The sequence below is a fragment of the Corynebacterium curieae genome, assembly GCF_027570035.1.
In the GTDB taxonomy this organism is placed as follows: domain Bacteria; phylum Actinomycetota; class Actinomycetes; order Mycobacteriales; family Mycobacteriaceae; genus Corynebacterium; species Corynebacterium curieae.
Genome location: NZ_JAKMUU010000003.1, coordinates 100,568 through 126,348, shown reverse-complemented (window position 1 = coordinate 126,348; position 25,781 = coordinate 100,568). Strand labels below are relative to the sequence as shown.

Sequence of the window (25,781 nt, the reverse complement as noted above, 5' to 3'; positions counted from 1 at the left end):
AAAGGTCAGCCATGGAGACTGCTGAATCCGTATTGAGGCTGGATGCCTCCTGGGTGGACTACTTCTTGGTAGCCATCTATTTCCTCTTCGTTCTAGGCATCGGCTGGGCCGCCAAGGCCCGAGTGTCTAGCTCCATCGACTTCTTCCTCTCCGGCCGGGGATTGCCCGCCTGGGTGACCGGCCTGGCATTCGTCTCGGCCAACCTGGGCGCGGTAGAAATCATCGGTATGTCCGCCAATGGCGTGGAGTATGGCTTCCAAACCATGCACTACTTCTGGATTGGTGCCATCCCGGCCATGGTCTTCTTGGGCATTGTGATGATGCCCTTTTATTACGGCTCCAAGGTGCGCTCGGTGCCGGAGTTTATGCGCAAGCGTTTTGGCAACGCCGCGCACCTGGTGAACGCGGTGTCCTTCGCCGTAGCCCAGCTGCTTATCGCCGGCGTGAACCTGTATTTGCTGGCCACCATCGTGGAAGCCCTGCTGGGCTGGCAGATGTGGGTATCGCTCTTGGTAGCCGGCCTCATCGTGCTGTCCTATATCACCTTGGGTGGCCTTTCGGCCGCTATTTATAACGAGGTGCTGCAATTCTTCGTCATCATCGCCGCGCTCGCCCCGCTCACCATCATTGGTCTGAACCGCGTTGGCGGTTGGAGCGGGCTGAAGGACGCGGTGGCCCAGGACTCGCACTTCCACACCTGGCCGGGCACGGACATCTCCGGGTTTGAGAACCCAGTGTGGTCCGTCATCGGCATCGTGCTGGGCCTCGGCTTCGTGCTTTCCTTTGGTTACTGGACCACCAACTTCGTGGAAGTTCAGCGCGCCATGGCCTCGGATTCCATCTCGGCCGCCCGCAAGACGCCTATCATCGGCGCCTTCCCCAAGATGTTTGTACCCTTCCTTGTCGTCATTCCGGGCATGGTCGCCTCCGTTTCGGTGGCCGATTTGATGGAAGAGCGCGCGGAGCCGAACGATGCTATCTTGCTGCTGATGCGCGACCTGCTGCCTAATGGCCTGCTGGGCGTGGCGATTGCCGGATTGCTCGCTTCTTTTATGGCCGGTATGGCAGCGAATATCTCGGCCTTTAATACCGTCATTTCCTATGACATCTGGCAGACCTACGTGGTCAAGGACCGCGAGGATGACTACTACCTGAAGTTCGGCCGCGTCGCTACGGTTGTTGCCACCGCTATTGCCATTTTCACCGCGCTGCTTGCGCAGAACTTTGGCAATATCATGGACTACCTGCAAACGCTCTTCGGCTTCTTTAATGCGCCACTGTTCGCCACCTTCATTTTGGGCATGTTCTGGAAGCGCATGACCCCGCACGCTGGTTGGTCCGGCCTTGTGGCCGGTACTGGTTCCGCCATCGCCTTTTGGTACGTCGCTTCCTTTACGGACATGATCAACCTGCCGGGGCAGGGCACCGCCTTTGTGGCGGCCGGTGTGGCCTTCGTGGTGGATATTGTGGTCTCCATCGTGGTCACCCTGTTTACCCAGCCCAAGCCGGATAGCGAGCTGGTCGGCTTCGTCTCTTCCGTGACTCCCAAGGACCACTTTGAGGACTACACCGAAAAGACCTTGCCGTGGTACCAGCAGACCGTCCCGTTGGGCATCATCTGCCTAGTCATCGCCGTAGCCCTCAACGTCATCTTTGCCTAAGGAGCACCTCATGTCTGAGAAAAAGCGCGCGGGCGCATTTGACCTGCGCAATGTCATCGCCGCACTCCTCGGCCTCTACGGCCTTATCTTGCTCGGTTGCTATTTCTTCCTCGACCCCGGACTTAATCCAGATACCGGGCAGGCTAAGGATGCCAGCGATAACCTATGGGCAAGCCTTGCTTTGCTGGCCGTGGCCGCCGCCTTCGTGTTGTGGGCACGGCTGAAGCCCATCACCATCCCAGGAGAAAACTAATGGTTGAGATTACCTCCGCCACGCTTGCCGACGGCCGCGAAATCCTCTACTTCGACGACCAACCCCATCCTGACCGCGTGCTTATCGACGCCCGCGATATCCCCACCGTCGCCCCCGCATCCGAAATGCGCCGGGATCCCTTGACAGGGGATTGGGTGGCCTTTGCCGCCCACCGCATGAACCGCACCTTCTTGCCACCGGCCAACGAGAACCCACTTGCGCCCACGCGCGAAGGCCAGCTGCCCACGGAGATCCCCAGCCCCAGCTATGACGTGGTGGTCTTTGAAAATCGCTTCCCGTCCTTTGCTACCGCCGCGGACATCGAGCATCCAGAGAAAGATAACCTGCTCGGCATGGTGCCGCGCCTTCCGGCGCGTGCCCGCTGCGAGGTGGTCTGCTTTACCGAAGACCCAGCCCTATCCTTCAAGGACCTGCCAGAATCCCGCATCCGCACCGTGATCGAGGCCTGGGCACATCGCACCGCCGCGCTATCGCAGATTGACGGCGTGCAGCAGGTATTCCCCTTTGAAAACCGCGGCGAAGAAATCGGCGTGACCCTCCAACACCCGCACGGCCAGATCTATTCCTATCCATTCCTCTCGCCCCGTCTGCGGTCCATCGTGGATTCCGCCCGCGCCTATGACGGCGACCTTTTCCAAGATCTCCTCGATCGCGAGCGCGCCGCCGACACCCGCATCATCGCCGAAACCGAGCACTTTACCGTCTTTGTCCCCGCCGCCGCCAAATGGCCGCTGGAAGCCATGGTCATGCCCAACGAGGAGGTCCCCGATTTCGCTGCGCTTAGCGGAGCCCAACGCGCCGACCTCGCGCCCCTGCTCAGAAAGCTTTACTCTGCGGTGGATCGGTTCTTTGATGGCGTGGAGAAGACTCCGTATATCGCCGGCTGGACCCAAGCGCCGGTCGACCCAGCACTGCGCCCTGGCATCCGCATGCACCTGCAGCTCTTTTCGCTGATGCGCTCGCCTGGCCGCATGAAGTACCTCGCCGGTTCCGAATCCTCGCAGGCGGTGTGGATCAATGACACCACCCCGGAGCGAATCGCCGCCCGCTTTAAGGAGATCTGGGATGCTTAACTGGATTGACACCCGCAGCGATGAGCAGCTTGCCGCCGCAGCCCGCGACCTCTTCGCTGTGGCCTTTCCTGACTCCCCAGCACCGGGCGGGGTCTGGGCCGCACCCGGCCGCGTCAACCTCATTGGTGAGCACATAGATTACGCCGGCGGTGCCTCCATTCCCTTTGCGCTGGAGCAAAATACCGCCGTCGCAGTTGCGCCCCGCACCGATGGCCTTCTCCGTATTGCTTCCGAGTATGACGGCGCAGTGGCCCACGCCTCCATCCCGCTCGCCGATGTCCGCCCCGGACACCCTTCCGACTGGTCCGGCTACGTCGCCGGCACCGTTTGGGCCGCCACCATCGCGAACGCGTTGACCTGCAGCGGTCTTGATATCGCCATTGTCTCCGATGTCCCCGTCGGCTCCGGTCTGTCTAGCTCCGCCGCGCTCGAGTGTTCCACCGCCGTGGCCGCGTATGAGCTCTGCCACGGTCGCGCCCCCGATGACACCGCCCGCGCGCAGCTGGCGCAGGCCTGCATTCGTGCCGAAAACGAGGTTGTCGGCGCTTCTACCGGTGGCTTAGACCAGAATGCCAGCCTCTTTGGCCAGCGAGGCAAGGCCCTCTTTTTGGACTTTTCCACCGGTGCGGTTGAGCGCGTTCCCTTCAACATCGACGCCCAGGACATGGTGCTGCTTATCGCGGACACCAATGCCCCGCATACGCTTTCCGACGGCCAATATGCCTCCCGCCGCGGCATCATCGACGCCGTGCAGTCTGCCGCCGGCAGCACCATCCGCGAAATCCCGGATGCTGAGGCATTTGCTGCCACGGTCGACCCCGCCGCTGCCGAACTCTACCGCCGTCGCGTGCGCCACGTGGTGGAAGAGACCAATCGCACCTTAGCCGCCGGCACCGCCCTAGCCAAGGCCAACTTGGACGAATTCCGCCGCCTCATGCGCGAAAGCCACGTCTCCCTGCGGGACCTGTATGAGGTCACGACCCCGGAACTCGACTCCGCCTTCACCGCGGCCGGCGAACTCGGGGCCCGCATGACTGGTGGCGGCTTCGGTGGCGCCGTCATCGCGCTCATCCCGCGCTCCGCCGTTGAGTCGACCGCACAGGCTATTCATGATGCCGCGGCATACCGCAGCTTCCCAGAACCCACCTTTTTGGTGGCACGCCCAGGCGAAGGTGCCCGCCGCTTGGCTTAAGCTCCGCCGCTCGGATCAGCTCGGCTCGGCTCGGCTCAGCCGCGGCCCTCCCTGCGCCTATTGTCGTTAGGTCCATACTGATCAGGCTGATCTGAAGGCTGGCCCGCCTCAGATCGGCCTTAACTCCCTCAATTCGGCCTGATCAGATCAGCCCTAAACTCACCGAGCGGATCACAAGGCCGAGAGAGCTTTCCGGATCCCCTCGCGCAGCGTCTCGCGAGACTGCTTCATCGGATGCGCAATCGCGCGCAACCCCATGTAGGCAATCTGGTCGGCCGCCCGATTCAGCGGATCGCCCGCATGTCCGAGCACACGTCGAATGTCGACCTCGCATTGGCCTTGGATATCGCCCCAAGCTTGCTGAAATCGCGACCGCGCACCTGAAGACACCCCTCGCCACGTGCGCCCCGGCCGCGATGCTTTAGAGCCGCGCCTATGCACAATCTGCTCGACCGCCTCCAAAGCGGCTACGGAATCGGACTCAATAACCGCCTTGCACGCACCGACCTTGAGCAAGTATTTCAGCGCGAGCGTCAGTGCTTCGAGCTCGAGCTCATCCGTGCTCGCCTTGGTTTCTCGAGTTCGTAATCGGTAGTCGCCGTTACCCGCAACAAAGCACATCGATCCCTTGAATACGGTATCCGAGGAAGCATCGGTGGCTATGCGTACCACTTCGCCCTCGGACCACGAGGAGGCGCGCGAGAAGTTCGGCCACCAGTGTGCTTTCGTCGTTTCTACCGGTGCCGCTTGCTTCTTTTTCGGCGCCTCACCCATCTTGCGCGCCTTCCGCGCGGTGAGGCCGGCTTGTTTTCGGCGCACAGAGCTCGCGCTCTTCGAAGCCCGATTTTCTCCCGCAAAGCTACCCGTCACCGTGAAACCGTCGGCCGTGAGTGCCGCTCGCAACGCATTCTGCCTGCGACCAGTGACAATCCACACCCGTCCGTCGAGTCCTTTGAGCGCGCGTTTGACCTCGCGCACGACGATATCGACGATATTGCCCTTCTTCGTTTGGCCGCGGCGCACAAAACGCGTCTGCTTAGTATTGACTGCTATGACCCAACCTTCGATGGTGCCGTTGGGGGCGGAATCCCAGCGCTCGTCCCAGAGCGCGACCGCAACATGGATTGGTGCCGAGACCATGTCCGAGGTGATCTTGCGGGTGCCGTAGGTGCGCGATTGCGTACCGGTTAGTTCTGAGAGCTCGATGGGTTCCATTATCTCTAGTAAAGCACGGTTAACCGCGCTGCTGAATTATCCCCTACACCCCTGCTCTGAACTGCTTCACCTTAGGTCGAAGGTGATCGAGCTGATCTGAGCACAACCCGCCCTCAAATCAGTCCCAATGCCCTCAATTCGGCCCGATCTCCTTGGACCTAATGTTCTAACCCCCACTCAAGGTCCTCGGAAATCCACCTTCTTGAGCCTTATGACGCGCGCCCCGCCCCGCCAGCCGCGAAGATGAAACCATGATTACAGATCACTTTATAAACCTTCGTTACGCCGGAGCTGAAAGTCCGCATCATTTAGCCCTCCAGTGCGGTGAGCTCACCCGGATAGCGCCCTGGATCGCCGTTCCCACGGCCACCTGGAGGCAATGGGTGCGCCACAAACAACAATTCGCCAGAGTAGTAGCTGCCGGGCGGGGTACCCACCGCGCCGTCCTCATCAGCAAATCGGCCGCGCGGCTGTGGGGAATGTGGGTAATTTCCAGGGAAGGGGAGGAGGTGGAGCTAGCGGTGCCTTCGGGAAGCATTCCCCCTCGCAGGCTCACCGCGAAGGGCTACCGGTACCGCCGGATAAAGTCCCTCCAGAAATCCACGGTGACGATAGCGGGTGTGCGCGCCACGAATCCCGCCCGCACCTGCCTCGAAATCGCTCGGCTACACGGCTTCCCAGATGGCCTGGTAGCTACCGATTCTGCCCTCAGGCGACACGACGTCACCACATATGACCTGCGCGAAGAACTAGCAAAGATGCAGCGTACTAGGGGACAAGCAACCATGCGTAAGGTTATTGAGCACGCGTATGGCGGATCGGAATCGCCCTATGAGTCTAATCTGCGGGCCCTCATTATTGAGCGTTTCTCGCAGGTGAAGATTGAGCCGCAGAAACCGCTGCTCGGGAAATATCGGGCGGATCTCTGTCTCGATGGCTGGCTGGTGCTCGAGGTCGATGGCGATGCCAAGTATGACGGTACCTATGGCGAGGCACCCGCCCACGTGATCAAGCGGCAGATAAAGAGGCAGCGAGCGCTAGAAAACCGCGGATATGTGGTGCTGCGCTTTGGCCCCAGCGATTTGAAAGCGCCGGACGAGGTATTACGGATAATCGCCAGCCACCTGGGAAAACGAATGGGAAACGTTGCCTAGATCACCCCCGCGCCACCCCACAGCGCATAAATGTTGTTGAACAACAGGCATAGCAGCCCCTAAGATGATGCGCATCACAAATTTAGTGCGACCTGCATCACGAAAGGTGAAATCTAGTGAGTGCTGAGACAGTAAACGCCACCCCGGCGCAGGCGGAGGAAAAGACCCCGCCGAAGGGCCTCGGCGCCATGGCCGGTGCCATGTTCCTTATGGCAACCTCCGCCATCGGTCCAGGATTTTTGACCCAGACCTCGGTCTTTACCGTGCAGATGGGAGCATCCTTCGCTTTCGCGATTATGCTTTCTATCCTTGTTGATATCGCTATCCAGCTCAACGTGTGGCGTGTGCTGTGTGTGACTGGCATGCGGGCAAATACCTTGGGCAATACCGTGCTTCCTGGCCTGGGCTGGGTTCTCGCCGTATTCGTGTTTATCGGAGGCGCGGTGTTCAATATTGGCAATATCGCCGGCTCGGGCCTAGGCATCAACGCCATGCTGGGTATCGACTCGCGAATCGGCGGCGTCATCGCCGCGGCGATCGCCGTCTTTATCTTCTTATCCCGCAAGGCGGGCATGGCCCTCGACCGCCTCGTTGCGGTACTGGGCGCGGTCATGATCCTGCTTATGCTCTACGTCGCGGTGGTCAGCCAGCCTCCAGTGGGAGACGCGCTGAAGAACACCGTCGCGCCGGGCGAGATCGACTTCTTCGTCATTACCACCATCATCGGCGGCACCGTGGGTGGCTATATTACCTTCGCTGGTGCGCACCGCCTTATCGATTCTGGTCACACTGGCGTGGAAAACGTCAAGAACATTACCTATACCTCGGTGAGCGGCATCGTGGTCACCGGCATCATGCGCATGCTCCTCTTCTTGGCGGTCCTCGGTGTGGTTGCCACCGGTGTAGCACTTTCGGATGACAACACCGCGGCAGATGCCTTCTACAATGCCGCCGGCGAGTTCGGCCTGCGCGCCTTCGGCGTTGTCCTCTTTGCGGCCGGTTTGTCTTCGGTCATCGGCGCGGCATATACCTCGGTGTCCTTCGTGACCTCCCAGGAAACCTCGACGCGCACCCGCAATATCCTCACCATCATCTTCATTGTGGTGTGTACGGTGGTCTTCGTGGCCATCCATTCCGCCCCACAGAAGTTGCTTATCTTCGCCGGTGCCATCAATGGCCTTATCCTGCCCATCGGCTTCGCCCTAGTGATGTGGGTGGCCTGGCGCCGCCGTGACCTGCTGCACGGATATAAGTACCCAAAGTGGCTCCTAGTCGTTGGTGCCTTGGCATGGGTGTTGACCATTTTCATCGGCTTCAAGGCCTTTGCCGGCATTACGGAACTATGGGCTTAATGCAGACTCCGGAGCAGGTGCGCGAGTATGCACGCGTCCATGAGATGGCCACTACCGCTGGGCATGCGCGCGGCTTTATGCAGGCTAATTTGCTGGCCGTACCGCAAGAATACGCCTTTGATTTCTTGCTTTTTGCTCAGCGCAACCCCAAGCCGTGCCCGATAGTGGGAGTGCTGGAGGCTGGGCAGTACACCTCAGAGCTTTTACCGGGAGGGGATATACGCACCGATATTCCGGCCTACCGGGTGTTTGAAAACGGTGAGCACACAGCCACGCTTGCCGACGCCACCTCGTACTACACCCCGGACATGGTCAGCTTCCTTATTGGTTGCTCATTTACCTTTGAAACCGCGCTGCAGGACAACGGCATTGAGGTTGCGCACATTGCTCAGCAGCGCAACGTGCCGATGTTTAAGACCTCGATTCCAACCACTTCGGCTGGGGTCTTTTCTGGGCCGATGGTGGTCTCCATGCGCCCTATTCCGGCCACGCAGGTCTCCGATGCTGTGCGCATTACCTCCCGTTATCCCTCGGTTCACGGCGCTCCGGTTCACGTGGGTGATCCAGCAGCCATCGGCATCGCGGATCTTTCGCGACCAGACTTTGGAGATCCGATAGAAATACCAGAGGGCTGCCTGCCCGTCTTTTGGGCCTGCGGAGTCACCCCGCAAGCCATCGTGATGGAATCCAAGCCGCGTCTTGCTATCACTCAAGCGCCGGGCCAGATGTTAGTCACCAATGCTCGAGATCAAGAGTTCTTGATTCCTTAATCATCCAGCACGGCGAGGATTTTCTCGCAGGTATTCATCAGGCTGTCATGCGAAAGTGTGGCGGCCTCTTGGCGTTTTCCATCCGCGATAAGCGTGGCCAAGGTGATATTGCCTTGGATATGGTCCGCGTGTAGCTGCGGGTAGCGCGGTATGGCCAGCAGGAAGGTTAGCCGCATGCGGGCGAGTAGATTATCCATCTGCTCATTAAGGGTGGGCGAGCCCAGCGAGGCCACCAATTTCCGGTGAAATTGCTGGTTAATGGAGGAGACTTCGTTGTGCTCGCCGCGCGCAGCGTAATCAAAGGCGGAGGAGGTAAGGGCGACGAGCGAGGGGGCGTCAGCAAACTCGCCCCAGCGTACCGCGGCAGGCTCGATTGCCGCGCGGGCGGCGAAGAGGTCGCGGATATAGTCTGCATCGGGCGTCGCGAGGAAAACACCCCGGTTAGGGATGCGTTCCACAATGCGTTCCGCGGCAAGCCTGGTGAAGGACTCGCGGAGGGTATTGCGCGAGCAATTGAAGCGTTCGGCTGCCTTGACCTCGCTGAGCTGCTCGCCGGGCTGAAATTCGCCGGCGGAGATGGCCTCGCGCAACTCGGAGGCGACAGACTGGGAAAGCATGACCACAACTGTACTAAAAAGTTATGCACCTCACAGTGGAATGAGATGCATAACGACGGACGCGAGCGCTAATCGATGGTCGCGATGACCTTCGAGGAATCCAAACGGTCGCCCTCGGCGGCCAAGAGCTTGATGGTGCCGCCGCGCGGAGCCTTGATGGCTGATTCCATCTTCATGGCCTCGACGGTGGCGATGGCATCGCCCTCGGCCACGGTGTCACCATCCGCGACGTTCCAGGCAACGAGGTTGGCCTCGAACGGGGAGGTGACCGCGTTGTCATCGGTAGACTGTGCGCCGGCCGAAGATGGTGCGGTGGACGCGGAGCCACCGGCTGCGCCGGCGCCCGGTGCGGCGAGGAAGTCGACGGGGACGCCGACGTTGACCAACTTGCCGTCGATTTCCACCGCCACATTGCGGCGCTGGGTATAGATGGCTTCTACCTTTTCCACCTGGTTAGTAGCGGACGGACGATAGTTGTGATCAACCCAGTCAGTGAAAACACCGATTTCGGAGGCACCAGCAGCAGCGGTGTCCTCGGCCGGTGCGGCAGTGCCGATGAGTGCGGGCTCATCCATCATGTCGCGGTGGAACGGCAGCACGGTGCGCACGCCGGTAACGGTGAACTCGCGCAGGGCAAAGCGGGCGCGAGCCAGAGCGATCTCGCGGGTTGGGCCCCACACCACGAGCTTGGCAATCAGGGAGTCATAATACGGCGGGATGATCGAGCCGGAGCGCACCGCGGAATCAACGCGGATGCCCGGGCCCGTGGGCGGCTCGAAGGAGACAATGGTGCCGGGGCACGGCGCAAAGCCATTGAGGATGTCCTCGGCATTGATGCGGAACTCAAAAGCATGGCCGTGAGACTGCGGATCTTCCTCGAAGGACAGCGGCTCGCCGGCCGCGATGCGGAACTGTTCGGCGATGATATCGGTGCCGGTTACTACCTCGGTGACAGGGTGCTCGACCTGAACGCGGGTATTGACCTCAAGGAAGGAAATGGTGCCGTCTTCGGAGACGATGTACTCCACGGTGCCGGCGCCGGTGTAGCCCACCTTGGAACAAATGGAGCGGGCACCTTCGATGATGCCGTTGCGTTGGGCGTCGGAAAGCGCGGGCGCCGGAGCCTCCTCGATGAGCTTTTGAAAGCGGCGTTGCGTGGAGCAATCGCGGGTGCCGAGCACGCGCACATTGCCGTGCGTATCGGCCAATACCTGGGCCTCGACATGGCGCGGGTGGGTGAGGAACTTCTCCACGTAGCACTCGGCGCGGCCGAACGCTTCCATGGCCTCGCGGCCGGCGGAGTTGAACGCGCCCTCAATCTCTTCCATATTGTCCACGACCTTCAGGCCGCGTCCGCCACCGCCGTAAGCGGCTTTAATGGCGATGGGCAGGCCGTGCTCTTCGGCGAAGGCGCGGGCCTCCTGCCAGTCATCGATGGGATCGGAGGTACCCGGTGCCAGCGGCGCGCCAACCTCTTCGGCCACGCGGCGCGCCGCGATTTTATCGCCGAGCAGCTCGATGGACTCTGGTGAAGGGCCGATCCAGATCATGCCGGCCTCAGTAACTGTGCGGGCAAAGCCGGCGTTCTCTGACAAGAAGCCATAGCCTGGGTGGATGGCATCGGCGCCGGCGCGCACGGCAATATCGAGCAGCGCGGGCACGTTCATATAAGTATCGGCCGCGGTATTTCCTGGCAGGGCGTAGGATTCGTCCGCTACCTGGGTGTGCAGGGCACCAGCGTCCGCTTCGGAGTAAATGGCGATGGACTTAATGCCTAGGTCACGAGCGACGCGGGCGATACGCACGGCAATCTCGCCGCGGTTAGCAATGAGGACGGTTTTAATCTGCATTCTGTTCTCCAGTGTTTAAGGCTTGGGGTGCTACGAGTTCAAAATTCACGCGTGCGCCGGGTGGCAGCTGCGCGGCAATATCAATATCTTCTTCCAAGACGGTGGCGATAACGGGGTAGCCGCCGGTCACGGCATGATCGCGCAGGAAGACCACGGGCTTGCCATTGGGTGGGATTTGGATGGAGCCGGCGACCATACCCTCGGAGGGAAGCTCGCCGTCTTTAACGCGCTCAATCGGCTCTTCGCTATCGAGGCGCAGGCCCACGCGGTTGGAATCCGAGGTGACGGTCCACTCGGTATCCAGGAAGGCGGAGACATTATCGCCAAACCAGTTGTCGCGGGGGCCGAGCACGCAGCGCAGGGTGGCGCGGGTTTTCCCATCGGAGCTTTCAGAAACGCGCAGTGGGTTAGACAGCTGGGCGTCGGTCATGCCGGTGGAGCGCGGTAGGACGCCGATGACATCGCCGGTAGTGACTGGGTCTGGGCCTAAGCCGGAAAGGACGTCGGTGGCGGCCGAACCGAGTTCGGATTCGGCGATAATGCCGCCGCGGATGGCCACGTAATTGCGCATGCCTACCGTCGCAGGATCTACCGTGACGGTTTGCCCAGCCGTGACAAGCACGGGGCGGGCGAGGTGGACCGGCATTTCGCCTAGGCACACACGGGCGGTCGCGCCGGTGACGCAAATGACGGTATCGGTGAGCGCGTGGAGCTTGATGCCGCCAATATTTTCCAGCACCGTTGCCCCGCGCGGGTTGCCCACGGCCACATTGGCGGTAGCGGCGGCTGCGCGGTCGGCGGCACCGGACGGGGTTACGCCGAGGTCGCCCACGCCTGGGCGGCCCAAGTCTTGATAGAGGGTGAGCAAGCCGGCGTCGATAACCTCCATGCGAGGAAGCCGCGCAGGAGAGCGCTTCGATCGGGCAGAATGATCCACTAGATCCGGCAGCTTATCCACGCTGCGGTAGCGCACGCGGTCACCGGGCTGCACCAAAGCCGGCGGGTTGGCATTGGAATCCCACATCGGCGTATTGGTGGTGCCCAGCAGCTGCCAGCCGCCTGGGGAAACACGTGGGTAGACGGCAGAAAACTCACCTGCAATGCCCACAGCACCGGCCGGCACCGCGGTGCGGGGGCTGGAGCGGCGCGGTACGGCGCGGGCATGGGCGGGATCCGAAGGCGCGCAGTAGGTAAAGCCTGGGGCAAAGCCACCGAACGCTGCTGTCCACTCGGTGGAGGTATGCCAGCTAATGAGTGCCTCGCGCGAGAGGCCAAGCAGATCTGCAGCCTCGTCCACATCCTCGCCGTCATAGAGCACATCGATTTCTACCGTGCGCGCCTCCGCAGCCGTCGCGGTGGCAGGGGAGAAGTCGTGCAAAAATTCTGCCGCATCGCGGGCCGAATCGGGCGCTTCAAAGGTCAGCAGCAAGGTGGTGGCGGCCGCGATGCAGTCCACCTGATTCTTCAATGGCTTGGCAGAAAGCGCTGCGTGCCAGTCCATGACTTGGTTTAATCCATCCAAGTCAATCAGCAACGCGCGCGTGCCCACAAAGTTGATGTGCATTAGATAAAGCTCCGAATCTCGATGCCTTCTGCGCGCAGGCGCTCCACCACGCCGCGCAGCAGTTTCACCGCGCCGGGCGAATCACCGTGGGTGCATACGGATTGCGCATCTACTTCGAGCTTTGTTCCATCTACGGCCGTAATCGAACCGGTCTGTGCTACCTCCAGTACTCGCTGCACCACCTCATCAGCGCTGCCTAGAACCGCATTGGCCTCCTTGCGTGAGACTAGCGTGCCATCGGGGTTGTAATTGCGGTCCGCAAAGGCCTCACGGATGACGGTAAGCCCGCTGTGCTTAGCGACGTCCACCGCAACGCCCCCAGGCAGCAACATCACCGGCAAGTCCCCAAAGGCCTTAATGCCCTTGATGACGCCCTCTGCCTGCGCCTTATCCTTTACAATTGCGTTGTACATTGCACCGTGCGGTTTTACATAGGCGACCTTGGTGCCATTGGCGCGAGCCAAAGCGTCGAGCGCGCCAATTTGGTAGGTCACCTCGTCAGCGAGTTCGTCCGGGTTGTAATCGATAAAGCGGCGGCCGAATCCTGCGGCGTCGTTATAACCCACATGTGCGCCCACGGTCACGCCTGCCTCCGCGGCCGCTTTAAGCGTGCCAGCAATGGAGTGGGGATCGCCTGCGTGGAAGCCGGTAGCCACGTTTGCCGAGGACACCATTTCCAGCATTGCTGCGTCATCTGCGACCGGATTGCCCGTAGTCGTCTCTCCCAAGTCCGCGTTCAAATCAATATGGAGCGAGGACATTCAACACCGTCCTTTAAGATTGTTGAACAATTCGAATGCCCTCAAGTGTAACCCTCGCCACTGCCATTTGTGAAGCTGGTTACGTTTGTATTACCCGCGTGTACACCCCCACCCCGTATGCGACGGGCTGTTCCTCTCTGGAAGCAGACCAAGCGTATCGGCTAGGCGGGGCTCTGGGGCGTGGCGTTCTACGCGTTTAGCGGCCGTAGTTTTGGACAGCGTAGAGCTTGCCTTCAGAGTTAATGGCAACGCCGACTCCGATGGTCTTGGCGCGTGGGTCCAGCATAATCTTGCGGTGGCCCGGGGATTCGTACCAAAGCTTGACTAGGAGGGCATCGGAATAGTCGCTCCACGCCTGCAGGACATTCTCGCCACCAGCTGGGATATTGGCGGGATAGTGGTTCCAGTGCTGCGGGCGGTGGCTGAGCTTATCGGCGCGCACCAGCTGGTCGGCCCAATCTTGAGCTAGTCCATTGAGTGCGGCATTAGCGCGAACCGGGCGCAGTCCATGCGCCTGGCGGTACTCGTTGGTGTGGTTGATGATGTTCTGCACGCGATTGGAAACTGGAGCGGTGGGTTTTGCTGCTGTAGCCGGCGCGGCGGGAAGGTTTAGTGTCGGTACCGGAAGGTTCGCGCCTTTAAAGTTGCTCGAGGAACTTAGGGAGCTGGAGGCTTCGGCAGGTGCAACGCAAATTCCCAAAGCGATGGCTGCCGCAAGGGTGGGGGCTACAAATTTTTTGGTGGAGAAGCGAACAGTGGGGGTGAACATGAGCGGAACCTTTCTTTTGGAACCTGGCGGAGAATCAGGCGGGAAATTCGGAGCGTCAACAGCAAAACTCCGTTCCCCTTGTTTAAAAGTTAATCAATTCCAGGGAATAAAATCGACTTGAACAGAAATTATTAGAATATTTGAAGTTGATGTCCCGTATAACTAATTACTTCTTAGTTATTTCTCGAATTGAGCTAGGAAACTCCTAAAATCCCTCAGTTGGTTGCGCATTTCCCCCTCCCCAACGGGGTGGTTTCTAGTCAGCGTCTTAGATTCTCGGAGAAGCAGTAAGTACTTGAGTCGTGAGGGTGGAGTTTTAAGTCAGGCGTAGGGAAACTCGTCCGTTTCTTGGTAGAACCTATAAAGATCGTGAGATTTACTAGGTTGCCTGACCTCTCCCTGCCCTTTGCTTCTATGGGTGTTGCCCAGCAGTTGTTTCTCGGCGTCGTTGTGTGCTCGGTGAGCGGGGTTTAGAAAGGTATAAGAAAAGCGCCCGGCGATGAATCGCCGAGCGCCACATTGAACGAAGTATTATGCCTTTGCGGGCGTCGCTGTTCCTTGAGAAGCTGGGGCTGGAGAAAGGGCCGAGGAAATGATCTCGGCCGCTTCCTTGCGGGTTTGTGCGCCATAAAGCTGGTTGCGGAAGTCTTCCTTCATAATGCTGCGCGCCAGCTTGGAGAGCAGCTTGAGGTGTTGCTTGCCGGCATTATCAGGCACAGCGATAAGGAAGGCAAGGTTAGTCGGTTCCTCGCCTTCTCCCCATGTAATGCCTTCGGGTAGGCGGGCAAAGGCAAGGGTGGGCACTTTCACGCCGGCCGAGCGTGCGTGTGGAATGGCTACGCCGTGGCCTACTCCGGTAGAATGGGTCGACTCGCGCTTTAAGGCAGCCTCAATTACCGCTTCCATATCGGACATGCGGGAAGAAGTAAGCTTCACCATGGAGCGGATTACCTCCTCACTGGTAGAGCCCAAATCCTTATCCAAGCTGATGGTATCGACAGCAACCAGTGGCTTTTCTTTGCGCTGGGTGAGGCCCACCAACAGGAGGATAAGGCCGGCACAGACTGCGACGCCGGCAAGCATGGCGATAAAGAATCCTGCGACATTGTCTACCGCGCCGAGCACCGCGACGATGGGGCCGCCGTGCATGACGTGATCCTGAGCCCCAAATGCGCCAGCAAGTGCGCCGGCTACTGCGCCTCCAGCAACATTGGCAGGGATAACTTGCAGAGGGCGTGCGGCCGCGAGTGGAATGGCACCCTCGGTGATGCCGAAGAATCCCATAAACAGCGCCGCGATGCCGGCATCATTTTCCGCCTTGGTAAACCAGCTGCGGCGCAGCACCGTAGCTATGCCCACGGCGAGGGGAGGTACGGCAATGGCACACGCCGCCATGCCCATCGGTGCTGCGTTGCCGGCCGCGATCATGCCGCCGCCAAAGAGAAAGGCCGTCTTATTGAAGGGGCCACCCATGTCGAAGGCAATCATTGCACCAATGATTAGACCTAACACGATAACAGAGGAGCCTTGCATGCCGGCGAGGTACTCGGTCATAGTCTCGAAAGCAGCCGAGACCGGCGCACCAATGAGCAAGATGAAAATCAGGCCGACGATGAGCGTGGTGAAAATCGGAATGACGATGATGGGCCAAATGGGTGCAATGAATTTATGCACCGGGATCTTTTTAATGGCTAGTGCTACGTAACCGGACAAAATACCGGTGACAATGCCGCCTAGGAATCCGGCGCCAGCCTCCGAACCGTAGAGCGAGCCGGTGGTGGCAATAAGACCGGTGATAAGGCCGGGCGCGAGGCCTGGTCGGTCCGCGATGCCTACCGCGATGTAGCCAGAGAGAACCGGAACCATCAATGAGAACGCCAAAGCGCCGAGTTCATTGACTGTATTCCAGAAGCTATCTTCTGGAATTGCCATGCCTTCAGGCGTAGGGGTGCCGCCAATGGACAGTGCCACCGCAATGAGCAGGCCACCGGTGACCACGAACGGAATCATGTGCGAGACGCCGTTCATCAGGGCTTTATACAAGGTCTGGCCAAAACTATCTTTACGGGGCGCTTCTTCTTCCTTGCTGTCTGCGGAGCCTTCCCAGCGCGAGGCGCTCAAGGATCTGCTCAGCAGTTCCTTCGGATGCTTGATGGCCTCGTCCACGCCGGTGGCTTCGAGGCGTTTGCCGTGGAAGCGGTCTTTAGAAATTACCGTATCAGCGCCAATGACGATAGCATTGGCTTCTTCGATATCTTGCTTGCTAAAGGTTCCCTCGACGCCGATGGAACCGTGAGTTTCAATCTTGATGCGATAGCCCAACTCTTGGGCTGCGGCTTCAAGGTTCTCGGCCGCCATGTAGGTATGCGCGATGCCCGTCGGACACGCCGTGATGGCGAGAATGAGGGGCGATGACTCTGAAGTACTCATGACTCTCATTAAACGGCAATCGTTTGCGTGTGCACAAGAGGGAGTGGCCTCCCTTATGACCTGTAGGCTGGAAGCACTCAACTACAGAAAGGGAAAGCCATCTCGTGAGCGCAGCATCGCCGGATAATATCCTGCTCTACCTGCCGGAAAAGCAGGAGGATCAGGTACGCGAGATCTTTGCGGGGCTTGCTGAGCGCGGCTTTCCTATCCAGCATCAACGACCGCACATCACGATCACTTTCTCCCCAGAAATGCGGCCTGAGGTTGTGGACTTGGCCGCGCAGTTGCTGCCGCCTGTTATTCCAGCGGATTTCCAGCGAGTAGGAAACGTCATTTTTGGTACCAAGCGCAAGCAGACCGTGGCTTGGCTCCTTGAGACCACTGATGAGTTAGAAATCGCTGCGAGAAAAATTAGTGCCGCCAACCCAGACGGGCGAGGGCCGCGGTGGACCCCGCACCTGACTATGGGCTTGCGCCTGCCGCGCGAGGAGATCCCCGGCTATATCCAAGCGATGGACGAGCTCACCTCAGCGCACTTTAAGGAGTTTACTGCCATTGAAGCCGCCTACTGGCGGCCGCGTACCCAAGAAAAGACCGTGCTAGCAGGGATCTAGGTCCACACTGGGCTTAGAGCAGGGCCTGCAGCGCGTGGGCAACGCGCAGGACGGTCAGGTCTTCGCCCGGCTTGCCGACGACTTGCACAGCATCACCCACTCCTTCTTCCTCTTCGCCGCGTAGCGGCACGGTAATAGCTGGCCATCCGAGCACGTTGAAAGGCTCGGTCCACCGCCGCAGGCTCGCAGCCGATTCCGCGGCATTGTCTGGTGTGATATCGGACCACTTGAGGGGGCCGGAATCGAGGGTAGGGGTGAGGATAATGGAGGCATCGCCAAGCAGAGCAAGCGCTTCCTCGCGCAGCTTCTCTACGCCCTGTGCGGCCGCATCATAGCTTTCCTGGCTGATATCTTCTCCACCCAGAACGCGCTGCAAGATAACGTCTTGGTACTTATCGCGCTGATCTAGCAGCGGCCGGTGAACGTCATAGACTTCCTTCAAACGCATCGGCTCATAGAGCTTCGCCGTAGCGGCGATGGTTTCTTCCAAATCCACGTCCTCGCTGAGTCCAAAGTCCGAGTTTTCCAGCTTCGCCAATAGCTCAGCAAAGCGTTCGCCTTTGGCCTTAAGCGCGGTGACATCGATAGATGAAATGTCCTGTGCCGCGGCTGGTTCCTCATCTACAGTGGCGATAAAAGCCTGCTCAATCAGGTCAACGGAGCTGGCAAAGAAACCAATGCAATCGAAGCTGGGGGCAAAGGGGAAGACCCCTTCTACCGGAATCAGCCCGAAGGTGGGCTTGAAACCCAAGACTCCTTGGCAAGCGGCCGGTACGCGCACCGAGCCAGCGCTATCGGTACCGACTGTCAGATCGAGCGCGCCGCATGCCACCAAGGCGGCGGACCCGGAGCTAGACCCACCGCCGCATACTTCAGGATCGCGCGGGTTGATAACGCGTCCATACGCGGAGGCATCGCCCAAAATGCCATAGGAAAATTCCTGTAGATTCGCCTTCGCCACCGGCAGCGCGCCCTGGGCCGTGAGACGCTGTACCACCGGCGCGTCCTTTACCGGTGTGCGGACAGCTTTGACGTTGGAGCCACAGGTGGTTGCTACGTACGCCACATCCACAATGTCCTTGAACGCCACCGGCAGTCCCTTGAGGGTCGGCGAAAGATCCACCGCGTGTTCATCAAACGGGATGATGGTAATCACCGCATTATGATTCTGCTGGGCGCGGTTTAGGCGATCAGAAACAGTAGGCATAAGGGAGCTAAGTCCTTTCAGCATCGAAGACTAGCGATGCTAGCGAGGTAGATAGAAAATGCAGATGTTACTACCGTACATCAGAAACTGGTGAACAATTTTCCAAGTCTAGGCAAAACACCGTCTGCGTGGTGTCACTTAGCAAATATCCCCAGTGCATCCCACGCCAGCCAGCCTCCTTCGCGGAGGGTGAAGACCAGCTGGTTTTCTCCTTCCTTTAGGGTATCTTCGGCGAGATCAAACTCGATTGCTGCGGGGCGCAGGGGGGTCGGATCCCCGCTGGCATCGCCTTGGCGCGAACCTTGCGTTGCGCCCTGTGGGAGCTCTATTTGTTTATGAAAGTCATTAATCGTGACGTCGAGAATGCCGCCGAGCTTGGTGGTATCAATGAGCCACAGTGCCAGTGCCGCCTTCCCGGTGGGCCTATCCAATTTCACCGTCCACTTCAGCGTGTAGGCCTTGCTTCCCGCCCACTTATCGCCGGGGCCGGGGAGGAGATAGGGGACGTCGGAAGGCTTAGCATCCGGTCCAACAGTGATTGTCTGGTCTGGGTGCGCGGTGACGATCTTCTTATAGTCCTTTGGGGAGTACTGAAACTCCGTGCCCTTTCGGTCAAAGGAACCAATCGTGGCTAGCGCTGTGCCTGCAGTGACCGAAGGCAGGGAGGTGGACGTCGCCTTGCCAGAAGGAGAGGATTCAGCACCGGCAGCATTAACCACCTTGACATAATAAGACCACTTTTCACCGGCAACATCGCGCCGGGAGTGGCGGAAGAAGGGGAAGATGGGCTTGCCCAACAGCACGTCTACACCATTGGGATCGATTCCGATGACGCGGTAGTGATCCAAAACGACGTCCCAGGAAGCAGGCTCCCAGGTGACGTAATTTTCCATGAGCTGCGGCTCTGCCTGAACACCGGTTACGGCTGGCGGAGCAGCAACCGCACCAGGAGCTGGGGTAGAGGAATCCTGGTTAGAAGAACTCTTGCGGGAAGAACTGCGGCGAGAGGAAGAAGAGGAAAGCGAGCTAAAAAGTCCCATGATGAATTGTCCTTTCGAGGTTTAGAGGGAGCGCAGCGTGTGCTCGCCGGCATTGGTGCGGAAGGAGAAAGCAGTCTCACGCGGGGCGGTATCATCGCGCTCGATCCAGGGCACGACGACGAATTCGGAATCGAGGTGCTCGCGGGTAGCGCGCACCTTGATATAGCCACGGCGCTTATCCATGGCCTTCACATATGGCTTTTCCAGCCACTCGGTGCTCTTGGAACCAGCGAAGCCATCGCCATCGGAAGCAATGGAGGTCGCGACCAATTCCACGCCTACGGGCTGGCCGGCTTCGGATTGGATCTCCGCAGCGCAGTGTTGGTGAATATCGCCGGTGAAGACAATAGGGTCGCTGACCTTGGAGAGGGATTCGATTAGCCGGCGACGTGCAGCGGGGAAGCCGTCCCATTGGTCGGTGCTATCTGCGATCGGTACGACAACCACGCTGTTGACCACCACGTTCCACTGTGCCGGGGAAGTGGCGAGCTTATCGTTGAGCCACTGCTCCTGCTCCGCGCCCAAGATGCTGGCGTCTTCTGCAGATTCTTCGCGGTATTGGCGGGTATCGACCAGATTGAAACGCATTAGCGTGCCCACGTCGAAGGAATCATAGATGCGGTTATTGGGGCCTTCGGGAAGCGCGGGCGGGGCCACCGGAAGATTCTCATAGAAGGCACGGTAGGCTGCTGCGCGCTGGTAGAGGAAGTGTTCGGCCTTGGTGCCAATCTCGGACCAATTACCAGCGTAGTTATTTTCTACTTCGTGGTCATCCCACACAATCGCCATCGCGGCGCGCGCGTGGGCGGCCTGCAGGTGCTCATCGGACTTAAAGAGCGAGTAGCGCAGGCGATATTGCTCCAGAGTTTCCACCTTTGCCTTGAAAACATCGGGCACGCTTGCGCCTTGGCGCCAGAGATTATCGCCTTCCACAATGCCGTATTCGTAGATGTAGTCACCCACGAAAATCGTCATATCCAGGTCCGGTTCCTGCGCAATGTGCTTCCACGGGGTGAAATAGCCGTGGTACCACGCCTGACACGAAGCCACGGTGAAGGTGAAATTATCCACCTTTGTGTCTGGTGCGGGCAGAGTCTTAAACCGACCTACTGGGCTCACCTTGCCATCCACGCGGAAGCGATAAAAATACTCAGTTGCAGGCTCCAGCCCAGTCACCTGCGGGTGCACCGAGTGCGCCAGCTCGGGTTGGGCTAGTGCTTCGCCTTGCTTGACGACGTCCCCAAACCCCTCATCCTTCGCAACTTCCCAACCCACGCGAACATCGCCGCCGGTCATGCCACCATGGCCATCCTCGGCCAGCGGTTCTGGAGCCAGGCGAGTCCACAAGATCATCGAATCGTGCCGCGGTGTGCCCGCCGCTACACCTAGGCCAAAAAGCTCCGAGTCCTGCGGCAGGTCACCGCCTTGCGACGATCCCCATGAACTCAGGCTCGACTGTGCACCCGCCTTGGCCGGCGCATTAATTCCCGCGGCCACCGCTGCGGCCGAAACACCAGCAATCTGCAGGAAATTACGACGATTAAAAGAAGGACGACTATTTGAATCAGACATACAAAGCTCCACTAATGGTTTAAAAGGAACTTTTCCAGCCTAAGTAGCCGCGGTGAATCGCTGGTTAAATCTAAAAGAATTATGGAGAAAGGGGGCATGCACTAAATTGGTAGCCATGACTTCCACCACCTCCGAGCCCCCAAGGCTCCAGCCCAGCTCCTATATTCCATTGATGTTCGCACTGCTTACGGCCGTGTTCGCTTTCCAGCTCAATGCGTCGATGCTCTCGCCTGCCTTGGCGACGATGGAGGATGAGTTAGGCGCTACCACCGCACAGATCGGTTTGACACAAACTGCGTTCTTTACGGCCGCGGCATTGTTCTCGCTCTTCCTTCCACGCTGGGGCGACCTTATCGGTCGCAGGAAGGTTCTTGTTGGCATGATGGCGGTTGCTGCGCTGGGCTGCGTGGCTTCCGCCATCGCACCGAACGTCGCTGTGCTGCTTATCGGCCGCATCATCCAGGGCGTGGCTGGGCCGACCGTCCCGCTCTGCCTCATCATGCTGCGCCAGCAGGTGCTCAATGAGAAGCAATACGCACTGCTGCTGGGCATTGTGACCTCGGTAAATGGTGGTATTGCGGGCGTGGACGCCCTAGCTGGCGGCTGGCTGGCGGGCAACTTTGGCTACCGCTCGGTCTTTTGGACCATGGCAGTACTATGCGCCATCGCGGTTGTAGCGGTCCAGGTATTTACCAAAGAGTCCACGGCCACCGAAACCCCGCGCATGGACTGGGCGGGAGTTGTGCCACTGGCCGTGGCGCTGGGTTGCGTTCTCACCGCGTTCAACGAGGCCGGCAAGCTTGCCGAGGCCAATTGGTTCCTCGTCATCATCCTCATCCTCATTGGCGCCGCCGGCTTCTGGGCCTTCTGGAACGTGGAGAAGAAGGTCGCCGACCCGCTCGTTCCGGTGGCTTACCTCAAGCAGCGCCGCACGTGGGCACTGCTTTCTACCACGCTGTTGACCATGACCGGTGTCTTCGCCGTGATGAACGGGCTCATCCCTAACCTCGGCCAGGACGCAGACGCCGGCGCCGGCATTTCTGCCAGTACCATTTCTTGGGTCACACTGACCCCGTACGCCCTCGCTGGCCTGGTCTTTGGTCCGATAGCTGGTTGGATGGCCTCCAAGCTGGGCTATAAATACGTCCTGCAAACCGGCCTCATCGGCACCGTCGTAGGCCTGGTTAGCTCCATTTTCGTGGTGGGCGTTCCGAACGCGTGGACCTTGCTTTTCGTCTCTATTTTCTTGGGCGTGACCTACGCGGGCATTGCCAATATCATGCTCAACGGCTTGGGTATTGTGCTTTCGCCAGCCGATAACCAGGGCTACCTGCCCGGTATGAACGCGGGCGCCTTCAACCTAGGCGCGGGCCTGTCCTTCGCCGTGCTCTTTGCGGTTTCCGGTTCCTTCGAGCACGGCTACCGCGCGGGCATGGTCGCCGGCGTCATTATCCTGCTTGCGGCCCTTGCCCTGTCCTTCCTCATTCCGCGCCCGGAGTCCATCGATGACACCGTGGCGGCCGTCAACGCCCGAAAGTAGGCTCGTGGCATGACGCGAAAAATCATTCTGGACTGCGACCCCGGCCACGATGATGCGGTGGCCCTGCTCCTAGCCATGGGAAACCCGACCATTGACCTGCTGGGCATTACCACCGTCGGCGGCAACCAGACCTTGGATAAGGTTTCCCGCAATGCCCTGGTGGTCAAGGAAATCGCTGGACACCCGGAGGTTCCGGTTTATGCCGGCTGCGATCGCCCGCTCGTGCGCCCAGTCGAGGTCGCCGAGGCCATCCACGGCTCCACCGGCATGGACGTCGAGGGCGTCCAACTTCCGGAGCCAAGCACCGCGCTTGCCGACGCCCACGCCGTCGACTTCATCATCGACACCGTCATGTCCCACGAGCCCGGCACCATCACCCTGGTTCCCACCGGCCCGCTTACCAATATCGCGATGGCCGCGCGCAAAGAGCCGCGCATCGTCGAGCGCGTTAAGGAAGTAGTCCTCATGGGTGGCGGCTATCACGAGGGCAATTGGTCCCCAGTCGCCGAATTCAATATCAAGATCGATCCCGAGGCCGCGCACATCGTCTTCGAAGAGCCTTGGCCCGTCACCATGGTGGGCCTCGATCTCACTCACCAGGCGCTTGCCACCCCAGAAGTCGAAGCTGAGATCAAGGCTCTGGGTACCCCAGTTTCCGAGTTCGTCATCGGTCTCTTCGGTTTCTTCCGCAAGGCCTATCAGGCCAATCAGGGGTTTGATAATCCACCGGTCCACGACCCGTGCACTATTGCCTACCTCATCGATCCGGACATCGTCCAGACCCGCAAGGCTCCCGTGCACGTCGAACTCGCCGGTGCACTGACCACCGGCATGACAGTCACGGATCTGCGCGAGCCTGCCGACGCCTCCTGCCACACCCAAGTCGCCACCACTCTCGACCACGCCGGCTTCTGGCGCCTTGTCGCCGACGCCCTCAAGAACCTCGCCTAGGCCACCTTCGCCTCGCGAGCAACCCAACTTTCAGCCACGTTATCGCCCTTGAACCACCAGTTTGAGGCAATAACGTGGCTGTTTTCTATCTTGAGAGAAATTTCGGTTTCGACACTAGGCGCGTAACCTAACCCGCGCTCATGGGACTCAGCCTAAACTCGAGGGGGAGAACCCCAACCCCAAGGAGCCACCATGAACCAGCACAGTTTCCGCCACATCGTCGTCATGGGAGTATCCGGCTCGGGTAAGACAACGGTGGGGGAGGCGCTGTCTCCGTTAGTAGGGCTGGAGTATCGCGATGGCGATGATATGCATCCGCAGGCCAATATCGACAAGATGGCTGCGGGTATACCGCTCAATGATGCGGACCGGGAACCGTGGCTGAAACAGATTGGTCAGTGGCTTGCAGATAGGCCAGCAGGCGCGATGGTGGGGTGCAGCGCGCTGAAGCGCAAGTATCGGGATTTGATTCGCGAGTACTGCCCGGCCGTGGTGTTTGTACATGTGCATGGCGACTTTGATGTGTTGCATGAGCGGATGCAGCACCGGCCGGGGCATTTTATGCCGGCGTCATTATTGCAGTCGCAGTTCGATACCTTGGAGCCGCTGGAAGAAGACGAAACTGGCCGCGTCTTTGATGTGACGCGGCCAGTCGAAGAGATTGCCGAAGAAGCAGCTGCCTGGATAAAGGCAGGCGCCTAAAAGACTGCAGCTACTGCGTAGAGCACCAAAACTAGGACAAAGCCGATAACGGAGATCAGCATCTGGTTGACGGTCCAGGTCTTCAGCGTGGTGACCGTATCCATGCCCATGAGGCGGCCGACGAGCCAGAAGCCGGAGTCGTTGACGTGGGAACCGAAAACCGAGCCGGCGGCGGTAGCCACGACGATAAGTGCGAGCTGCAGCTCATTGAACCCACCGGTTTCCACGGCGGGAACCATGAGGGCGGCGGCCGTGGTCAGCGCCACGGTGGCCGAGCCTTGGGCTAGGCGCAGCGCCACGGCGATGAGGTAGCAGGCAAGGATGACGGGGATGCCGAGGCCAGAGAGGGAGTCGGCCAGGGCGTCGCCAATGCCGGAGGTACGCAAAACACCGCCGAACATACCGCCGGCACCGGTGATCAGCACGACGGAGCAGATGGGGCCGAGCGAGGAATCAATGAGTTTTTCCAGTGCGGTCTTGTCCACGCCGCGGCGACGCCCCAAGACCACCAGTGCGACGAGCACGGTAATAAGCAACGCGATAGGTGTTTGGCCAAGCATGACGAAGAACCGCACCCATGCGGCGTCGGCATCGATGGTGCCATAGGACGCCAGCGCATTAAGACCGGTATTGAAGAAGATGAGCACCATCGGGATGAGCAGGAGGGAAATCACCGTTGGGGCAGAAGCCGGTTTTAATGGCAGTTCCTCCTCCGGCACCACCGGTCCGGCGATGGCATCAGTAACCTTGAGCGGGAATTTCTTTCCGGCAAATAGCCCAAAGCGGTAGCCGGAGATATACCAGGTAGGCAGTGCAAGCAGCAGGCCGACGAGCAGGACGAGGCCTAGGTCGGCGCCGTAGAACTCGCTCGCCGCGACGGGGCCCGGGTGCGGCGGCAGGTAGACGTGCATAACAGAAAACGCACCAGCGGCCGGCAGGCCAAAGGCCAAGACCGGACCGTCCAAGCGGCGAGCAACGGCGAAGATAACCGGCAGCATCACAATCAGGCCGGCGTCGAAGAAGATAGGAAAGCCCATGATCAGCGAAGCCAGGCCGAGCGCAAGGGGTGCTTTGGACTCACCGAAGCGGTGAACCATGGCGTCGGCAAGCGATTTGGCGCCGCCGGAAGCCTCCACGAGCCGGCCGATCATGGCGCCTAGGCCCACCAGCAGCGCCACCGAGCCTAGGGTGGAGCTAAAGCTTTCGGTCATGGTGGGGACGATGCCCTCGAGCGGAATGCCTGCGGCTAGCGCCGTAAGGGCCGACACCACCAGCAGGGTGAGAAAAGCGTGGAGCTTGAAATAGATGACCAGCACCAAAATTACGGCGATGGCGGCAACCGCAATGCCTAGTAGCGGGCCGGTCGACAGGGTGGGTTCCCACGTATCCATAGAGCAGGGTCCTTTTCTATCGCAAACCTTTGAATATCGGCAACGTTAGCAGTAGCCCTGCTTGCCGACGCCCCCTTCTCCC

At 59.7% G+C, this 25,781-nt stretch carries 22 protein-coding genes; 11 read left to right on the top strand and 11 right to left on the bottom strand.

The genetic code is table 11. From position 1 onward, the window contains the following. Positions 1-11 precede the first annotated feature (11 nt). From L8V01_RS06525 to galK, 4 genes are read left to right on the top strand one after another with little or no spacing between them, the layout of a single operon-like run. Positions 12-1,661 (top strand): sodium:solute symporter family protein, encoded by a 1,650-nt coding sequence (locus L8V01_RS06525; RefSeq protein ID WP_269946316.1) that lies wholly within the window; start codon positions 12-14, stop codon positions 1,659-1,661. Positions 1,662-1,671: 10 nt separating this feature from the next. Continuing rightward, positions 1,672-1,914: a cell wall anchor protein gene (locus L8V01_RS06520; protein ID WP_269946315.1), complete on the top strand. Its 243-nt coding sequence runs from the start codon at positions 1,672-1,674 to the stop codon at positions 1,912-1,914. Beyond that, positions 1,914-3,008 (top strand): galactose-1-phosphate uridylyltransferase, encoded by a 1,095-nt coding sequence (gene galT, locus L8V01_RS06515; protein WP_269946314.1) that lies wholly within the window; start codon positions 1,914-1,916, stop codon positions 3,006-3,008. The genes L8V01_RS06520 and galT overlap by 1 nt, the downstream gene beginning before the upstream one ends. Then, complete coding sequence (gene galK / locus L8V01_RS06510; RefSeq protein ID WP_269946313.1) at positions 3,001-4,200, top strand: galactokinase; 1,200 nt, start codon at positions 3,001-3,003, stop codon at positions 4,198-4,200. Before galT ends, galK begins: the two co-directional genes overlap by 8 nt. A gap of 171 nt (positions 4,201-4,371) precedes the next feature. On the opposite strand, the gene L8V01_RS06505 is transcribed toward galK, so the two are convergent. Further along, positions 4,372-5,415, bottom strand: coding sequence for an RNase H family protein (locus L8V01_RS06505; RefSeq protein ID WP_269946312.1), 1,044 nt, complete (start codon positions 5,413-5,415; stop codon positions 4,372-4,374). Positions 5,416-6,035: 620 nt separating this feature from the next. On the opposite strand from L8V01_RS06505, the gene L8V01_RS06500 reads away from it, so the two are divergent. The 3 genes from L8V01_RS06500 (at position 6,036) to L8V01_RS06490 (ending at position 8,691) form a co-directional block, all read left to right on the top strand. Next, on the top strand, positions 6,036-6,569 hold the full coding sequence (locus tag L8V01_RS06500; RefSeq protein WP_269946311.1) for an endonuclease domain-containing protein: 534 nt from the start codon (positions 6,036-6,038) through the stop codon (positions 6,567-6,569). 188 nt (positions 6,570-6,757) lie between these two features. Next, positions 6,758-7,921, top strand: a complete 1,164-nt coding sequence (locus L8V01_RS06495) for an NRAMP family divalent metal transporter (RefSeq protein ID WP_269946467.1) — start codon at positions 6,758-6,760, stop codon at positions 7,919-7,921. After that, positions 7,912-8,691, top strand: a complete 780-nt coding sequence (locus tag L8V01_RS06490; protein ID WP_394371643.1) for a putative hydro-lyase — start codon at positions 7,912-7,914, stop codon at positions 8,689-8,691. Before L8V01_RS06495 ends, L8V01_RS06490 begins: the two co-directional genes overlap by 10 nt. Here L8V01_RS06490 and L8V01_RS06485 read toward each other — a convergent pair. The 6 genes from L8V01_RS06485 to L8V01_RS06460 all read right to left on the bottom strand — a co-directional run bounded on the left by L8V01_RS06485 (position 8,688) and on the right by L8V01_RS06460 (position 16,682). Then, a complete protein-coding gene (locus tag L8V01_RS06485) occupies positions 8,688-9,308 on the bottom strand; it encodes a GntR family transcriptional regulator (protein ID WP_269946309.1) in 621 nt (206 codons plus the stop codon). The genes L8V01_RS06490 and L8V01_RS06485 overlap by 4 nt on opposite strands. A gap of 68 nt (positions 9,309-9,376) precedes the next feature. Then, complete coding sequence (locus L8V01_RS06480) at positions 9,377-11,158, bottom strand: acetyl/propionyl/methylcrotonyl-CoA carboxylase subunit alpha (RefSeq protein ID WP_269946308.1); 1,782 nt, start codon at positions 11,156-11,158, stop codon at positions 9,377-9,379. Continuing rightward, on the bottom strand, positions 11,148-12,722 hold the full coding sequence (locus L8V01_RS06475) for a 5-oxoprolinase subunit B/C family protein (RefSeq protein ID WP_269946307.1): 1,575 nt from the start codon (positions 12,720-12,722) through the stop codon (positions 11,148-11,150). Before L8V01_RS06475 ends, L8V01_RS06480 begins: the two co-directional genes overlap by 11 nt. Continuing rightward, entirely contained in the window at positions 12,722-13,483 is a 762-nt protein-coding gene (locus L8V01_RS06470; RefSeq protein WP_269946306.1) for a LamB/YcsF family protein, read from the bottom strand. Before L8V01_RS06470 ends, L8V01_RS06475 begins: the two co-directional genes overlap by 1 nt. Positions 13,484-13,679: 196 nt before the next feature. Then, positions 13,680-14,252, bottom strand: a complete 573-nt coding sequence (locus L8V01_RS06465) for a CAP domain-containing protein (protein ID WP_269946305.1) — start codon at positions 14,250-14,252, stop codon at positions 13,680-13,682. A gap of 531 nt (positions 14,253-14,783) precedes the next feature. After that, complete coding sequence (locus L8V01_RS06460; protein WP_269946304.1) at positions 14,784-16,682, bottom strand: fructose-specific PTS transporter subunit EIIC; 1,899 nt, start codon at positions 16,680-16,682, stop codon at positions 14,784-14,786. A 104-nt stretch (positions 16,683-16,786) separates the two neighbouring features. On the opposite strand from L8V01_RS06460, the gene L8V01_RS06455 reads away from it, so the two are divergent. Next, on the top strand, positions 16,787-17,296 hold the full coding sequence (locus L8V01_RS06455; protein ID WP_269946303.1) for a 2'-5' RNA ligase family protein: 510 nt from the start codon (positions 16,787-16,789) through the stop codon (positions 17,294-17,296). A 13-nt stretch (positions 17,297-17,309) separates the two neighbouring features. On the opposite strand, the gene L8V01_RS06450 is transcribed toward L8V01_RS06455, so the two are convergent. The 3 genes from L8V01_RS06450 to L8V01_RS06440 form a co-directional block, all read right to left on the bottom strand. Continuing rightward, positions 17,310-18,503: an amidase gene (locus tag L8V01_RS06450; protein ID WP_269946302.1), complete on the bottom strand. Its 1,194-nt coding sequence runs from the start codon at positions 18,501-18,503 to the stop codon at positions 17,310-17,312. A gap of 134 nt (positions 18,504-18,637) precedes the next feature. Then, complete coding sequence (locus L8V01_RS06445) at positions 18,638-19,543, bottom strand: polysaccharide lyase family protein (RefSeq protein ID WP_269946301.1); 906 nt, start codon at positions 19,541-19,543, stop codon at positions 18,638-18,640. A 21-nt stretch (positions 19,544-19,564) separates the two neighbouring features. Beyond that, on the bottom strand, positions 19,565-21,115 hold the full coding sequence (locus L8V01_RS06440; RefSeq protein ID WP_269946300.1) for an alkaline phosphatase D family protein: 1,551 nt from the start codon (positions 21,113-21,115) through the stop codon (positions 19,565-19,567). 115 nt (positions 21,116-21,230) lie between these two features. Here L8V01_RS06440 and uriT point away from each other — a divergent pair, with 115 nt between their 5' ends. The 3 genes from uriT (at position 21,231) to L8V01_RS06425 (ending at position 24,308) form a co-directional block, all read left to right on the top strand. Then, positions 21,231-22,655 carry a uridine transporter UriT gene (gene uriT, locus L8V01_RS06435; RefSeq protein WP_269946299.1) on the top strand — a complete coding sequence of 475 codons (1,425 nt, stop codon included), beginning with the start codon at positions 21,231-21,233 and terminating at the stop codon, positions 22,653-22,655. Positions 22,656-22,664: 9 nt separating this feature from the next. Next, positions 22,665-23,606 (top strand): uridine-preferring nucleoside hydrolase UriH, encoded by a 942-nt coding sequence (gene uriH / locus L8V01_RS06430; RefSeq protein WP_269946298.1) that lies wholly within the window; start codon positions 22,665-22,667, stop codon positions 23,604-23,606. A 192-nt stretch (positions 23,607-23,798) separates the two neighbouring features. Then, entirely contained in the window at positions 23,799-24,308 is a 510-nt protein-coding gene (locus tag L8V01_RS06425; RefSeq protein ID WP_269946297.1) for a gluconokinase, read from the top strand. Here L8V01_RS06425 and L8V01_RS06420 read toward each other — a convergent pair. Continuing rightward, positions 24,305-25,699, bottom strand: coding sequence for a GntP family permease (locus L8V01_RS06420; protein ID WP_269946296.1), 1,395 nt, complete (start codon positions 25,697-25,699; stop codon positions 24,305-24,307). The two genes, L8V01_RS06425 and L8V01_RS06420, sit on opposite strands and share 4 nt — an antisense overlap. Between the last annotated feature and the right edge of the window lie 82 nt (positions 25,700-25,781).

Excerpts from the sequence above, each read along its gene's own strand:
- L8V01_RS06525 (WP_269946316.1), top strand. The coding sequence starts at position 12 with ATGGAGACTGCTGAATCCGTATTGAGGCTGGATGCCTCCTGGGTGGAC.
- L8V01_RS06520 (WP_269946315.1), top strand. The coding sequence starts at position 1,672 with ATGTCTGAGAAAAAGCGCGCGGGCGCATTTGACCTGCGCAATGTCATC.
- galT (WP_269946314.1), top strand. The coding sequence starts at position 1,914 with ATGGTTGAGATTACCTCCGCCACGCTTGCCGACGGCCGCGAAATCCTC.
- galK (WP_269946313.1), top strand. The coding sequence starts at position 3,001 with ATGCTTAACTGGATTGACACCCGCAGCGATGAGCAGCTTGCCGCCGCA.
- L8V01_RS06505 (WP_269946312.1), bottom strand. The coding sequence starts at position 5,415 with ATGGAACCCATCGAGCTCTCAGAACTAACCGGTACGCAATCGCGCACC.
- L8V01_RS06495 (WP_269946467.1), top strand. The coding sequence starts at position 6,758 with ATGGCCGGTGCCATGTTCCTTATGGCAACCTCCGCCATCGGTCCAGGA.
- L8V01_RS06490 (WP_394371643.1), top strand. The coding sequence starts at position 7,912 with ATGGGCTTAATGCAGACTCCGGAGCAGGTGCGCGAGTATGCACGCGTC.
- L8V01_RS06485 (WP_269946309.1), bottom strand. The coding sequence starts at position 9,308 with ATGCTTTCCCAGTCTGTCGCCTCCGAGTTGCGCGAGGCCATCTCCGCC.
- L8V01_RS06480 (WP_269946308.1), bottom strand. The coding sequence starts at position 11,158 with ATGCAGATTAAAACCGTCCTCATTGCTAACCGCGGCGAGATTGCCGTG.
- L8V01_RS06475 (WP_269946307.1), bottom strand. The coding sequence starts at position 12,722 with ATGCACATCAACTTTGTGGGCACGCGCGCGTTGCTGATTGACTTGGAT.
- L8V01_RS06470 (WP_269946306.1), bottom strand. The coding sequence starts at position 13,483 with ATGTCCTCGCTCCATATTGATTTGAACGCGGACTTGGGAGAGACGACT.
- L8V01_RS06465 (WP_269946305.1), bottom strand. The coding sequence starts at position 14,252 with ATGTTCACCCCCACTGTTCGCTTCTCCACCAAAAAATTTGTAGCCCCC.
- L8V01_RS06460 (WP_269946304.1), bottom strand. The coding sequence starts at position 16,682 with ATGAGTACTTCAGAGTCATCGCCCCTCATTCTCGCCATCACGGCGTGT.
- L8V01_RS06450 (WP_269946302.1), bottom strand. The coding sequence starts at position 18,503 with ATGCCTACTGTTTCTGATCGCCTAAACCGCGCCCAGCAGAATCATAAT.
- L8V01_RS06445 (WP_269946301.1), bottom strand. The coding sequence starts at position 19,543 with ATGGGACTTTTTAGCTCGCTTTCCTCTTCTTCCTCTCGCCGCAGTTCT.
- L8V01_RS06440 (WP_269946300.1), bottom strand. The coding sequence starts at position 21,115 with ATGTCTGATTCAAATAGTCGTCCTTCTTTTAATCGTCGTAATTTCCTG.
- uriT (WP_269946299.1), top strand. The coding sequence starts at position 21,231 with ATGACTTCCACCACCTCCGAGCCCCCAAGGCTCCAGCCCAGCTCCTAT.
- uriH (WP_269946298.1), top strand. The coding sequence starts at position 22,665 with ATGACGCGAAAAATCATTCTGGACTGCGACCCCGGCCACGATGATGCG.
- L8V01_RS06425 (WP_269946297.1), top strand. The coding sequence starts at position 23,799 with ATGAACCAGCACAGTTTCCGCCACATCGTCGTCATGGGAGTATCCGGC.
- L8V01_RS06420 (WP_269946296.1), bottom strand. The coding sequence starts at position 25,699 with ATGGATACGTGGGAACCCACCCTGTCGACCGGCCCGCTACTAGGCATT.